Origin of the sequence: Actinokineospora spheciospongiae (assembly GCF_000564855.1) — a bacterium.
Classification (GTDB): Bacteria; Actinomycetota; Actinomycetes; order Mycobacteriales; family Pseudonocardiaceae; genus Actinokineospora; species Actinokineospora spheciospongiae.
Window position 1 is genome coordinate 1 of the sequence record NZ_AYXG01000088.1, and the last position, 3,056, is coordinate 3,056.

At 71.2% G+C, this 3,056-nt stretch carries 4 protein-coding genes; 3 read left to right on the forward strand and 1 reads right to left on the reverse strand.

All coding sequences use genetic code 11. The features are described from left to right. Nucleotides 1-77: 77 nt before the first annotated feature. The gene (locus UO65_RS12505) at nt 78-464 is read right to left on the reverse strand and encodes a tetratricopeptide repeat protein (RefSeq protein WP_035281997.1); all 387 of its coding nucleotides are present in this window, start codon (nt 462-464) and stop codon (nt 78-80) included. Nucleotides 465-611: 147 nt separating this feature from the next. Here UO65_RS12505 and eno point away from each other — a divergent pair, with 147 nt between their 5' ends. From eno to UO65_RS12520, 3 genes are read left to right on the forward strand one after another with little or no spacing between them, the layout of a single operon-like run. Further along, nucleotides 612-1,898: a phosphopyruvate hydratase gene (eno, locus tag UO65_RS12510; RefSeq protein ID WP_035281999.1), complete on the forward strand. Its 1,287-nt coding sequence runs from the start codon at nt 612-614 to the stop codon at nt 1,896-1,898. A 3-nt stretch (nt 1,899-1,901) separates the two neighbouring features. Then, nucleotides 1,902-2,432, forward strand: coding sequence for an FtsB family cell division protein (locus tag UO65_RS12515; protein WP_063935933.1), 531 nt, complete (start codon nt 1,902-1,904; stop codon nt 2,430-2,432). After that, nucleotides 2,432-2,917 carry a DUF501 domain-containing protein gene (locus UO65_RS12520; protein WP_035282003.1) on the forward strand — a complete coding sequence of 162 codons (486 nt, stop codon included), beginning with the start codon at nt 2,432-2,434 and terminating at the stop codon, nt 2,915-2,917. The genes UO65_RS12515 and UO65_RS12520 overlap by 1 nt, the downstream gene beginning before the upstream one ends. Nucleotides 2,918-3,056: the final 139 nt, after the last annotated feature.

Here is a 3,056-nt window from a genome sequence, read left to right on the forward strand (position 1 = left end):
GGGGCCCCGGCCAAACACATCCACCCAGCCGGGCACCACCCACACAAAGACCGGTTCAGGGAGCGCGCCCAAAAGGTTCAGTCAGACCGCTCGACAGCGATCCGAGCCGAAACCTCCCCCAAAGCCTCCTGGTACTCCGGCAGCGGGTTCATCGCCACCGCCATCCGCAACTGCGTCTGCGCCTCGGTCAACCGGCTCTGCCGCTGCAACGTCTTCCCCAGCGCGAACAACGCGTAATGATCAGTCGGGTCCAGTTCCAGCACCCGCCGAAAGGCCCCCTCGGCCCGCCGCAACTGCGCCGACCCCAGGTACGCCCGCCCCGCCAACAACTGCACGCTCGGGGCGTCCGGGTCCGCGTCGAGGATCGGTGCCAGAGCCGCCAGCGCGTCCAGCGGCCTGCGTTGCGCCACGAGCGACTCAGCGTGGCGGAACGCCTCGACCGGGTTGGCGGGCTGCTCAGTCATACTCCGCCTCACCCTACGCGCGGATCGGCGGTCCCTCGACCCGCCACGGGAGTGATCACGCTCGGTGAGAGCCACGCCTCGCGCACCGGGAGCCGTCAGCCCGCTAGGCTCGATCAGGCGTAGTTCGGACGTTGTGAGGAGTACCACGTGGCGGTCATCGAGCAGGTCGGCGCACGCGAGATCCTGGACTCGCGGGGCAACCCCACCGTGGAGGTGGAGGTGGCCCTCGACGACGGCACCCTGGCCAGGGCGGCGGTGCCCTCCGGGGCCTCCACCGGTGAGCACGAGGCCGTGGAGCTGCGCGACGGCGACCCGGCCCGCTACGGCGGCAAGGGCGTGGAGAAGGCCGTCACCGCGGTCCTGGACGAGATCGGCCCGGAGCTGACCGGGATCGACGCGGTCGACCAGCGGATCGTGGACCAGAAGCTGGTGGACCTCGACGGCACGCCGGACAAGTCGCGGCTGGGGGCGAACGCCATCCTGGGCGTGTCGCTGGCGGTGGCGAAGGCGGCGGCGGAGTCCAGCGGGCTGGAGCTGTTCCGCTACCTGGGCGGGCCCAACGCGCACGTGCTGCCGGTGCCGATGCTGAACATCCTCAACGGCGGCGCGCACGCTGACACCGAGGTCGACATCCAGGAGTTCATGATCGCGCCGATCGGCGCGGAGAGCTTCCGGGAGGCGCTGCGCTGGGGCGCGGAGGTCTACCACGCGCTCAAGTCGGTGCTCAAGTCCAAGGGCCTGGCCACCGGCCTCGGCGACGAGGGCGGCTTCGCGCCGAGCCTGTCGAACAACCGCGAGGCACTGGACCTGATCGTCGAGGCCATCGGCAAGGCCGGGTACGTCGCGGGCCGCGACATCGCCCTGGCCCTCGACGTCGCCGCCACCGAGTTCTACTCCGACGGCGCCTACACCTTCGAGGGGACGAAGAAGAGCGCCGAGCAGCTTACGGCGTACTACACCGAACTCCTCGACGCGTACCCGATGGTCTCCATCGAGGACCCGCTGGCCGAGGACGACTGGGACGGCTGGGTGCGGCTGACCGCCGAGGTGGGCGAGCGCGTCCAGCTCGTCGGCGACGACCTGTTCGTCACCAACCCCGACCGGCTGGAGGAGGGCATCGCCCGCCGCGCGGGCAACGCGCTGCTGGTGAAGGTCAACCAGATCGGCACGCTGTCGGAGACCCTGGACGCGGTCACCCTGGCCACCTCCTACGGCTACCGCAGCATGATGAGCCACCGCTCCGGCGAGACCGAGGACACCACCATCGCCGACCTGGCCGTCGCCACCGGCGTGGGCCAGATCAAGGCCGGTGCCCCCGCCCGCAGCGACCGCGTGGCCAAGTACAACCAGCTCCTGCGCATCGAGGAGACCCTCGGCGACGCGGCCCGGTACGCGGGCGACCTGGCGTTCCCCCGCTTCACCCCGGAGGCCTGACCGGTGGCCGGGCGCGGGGGCGAACGCGGTCGGGGCCACAGCGCCCCGGCCAAGCGGCCGACCCGCGTCCGGCGCACCCGGCCCGCGGTCTCGGTCCCGGACCCGGTGCCGGTCTCGGCCCCGGCGAAGAACAAGGCGGCCAAGGACAACGCCAAGCGCGCCATCCTCGGCCTGTCCACCACCCGCCGGGCGGCGGTCTTCGCCACGGTGGTCTGCGCCCTGGCGCTGAGCGTCGCCGTCCCGCTGCGCACCTACCTGTCGCAGCGCTCGGACGTTCAGGCCCAGGAGCAGCGCCAGGCGGAGCTGCGCACCCAGGTCGACGAGCTGGAGCGGCGCAAGGCCCAACTGGCGGACCCGGCGCAGACGCAGATCGAGGCGCGTAAGAGACTGCGCTACGTGATGCCAGGAGAGACGCCGTACATGGTGGAGCTGCCCGACCAGGCCGTGAACCCCGGTCAGGGCGAACCCGCCGCCGCCCCCGCCCGCCCCGGCTCGTGGTACGAGGACCTGTGGGGCTCGGTGAACGGCCGGTGATCGCCCAGCAGGACTTCGACACCGTCGCCGACCAGCTCGGCCGCACCCCGCGCGCCATCCGCGAGGTCGCCCACCGCTGCCCCAGCGGGCACCCGGCGGTGATCCAGACCAGCCCGAGGCTGGAGGACGGGACACCGTTCCCGACGCTGTACTACTCGACGTGCCCCCGGCTCAACTCCGCCATCTCGACGCTGGAGACCAGTGGCGTGATGAAGGAGATGACGGATCGGCTGGGCACCGACCCGGAGTTGGCGGCGGCTTACCTGCGGGCGCACGAGTCCTACCTGGCTGAGCGGGACGCCATCGAGTCGTTGGGGACCGGGGTGACCGCTGGGGGGATGCCCGGGCGGGTGAAGTGCCTGCACGTGCATGTTGCGCATGCGTTGGCCAAGGGGCCTGGGGTGAACCCGTTCGGGGATGAGGCGTTGGAGATGCTGGCCGGGCATTGGCCCACTGGGCCTTGTGCTGCTGAGGACGGGGACTAGGGCCCGGTCTTTGCTGGGGTACCCGGGTGAGTCGATCTGCTCGGTCGTGTCCGTGCGGTCTTTTGCTGGGTGCCCGGGCAGGGCTTCTTGCTCAGTCGTGGCTGTGGTTCAAGGGCCCGGTCGTTTGTTGGGCGTGCCC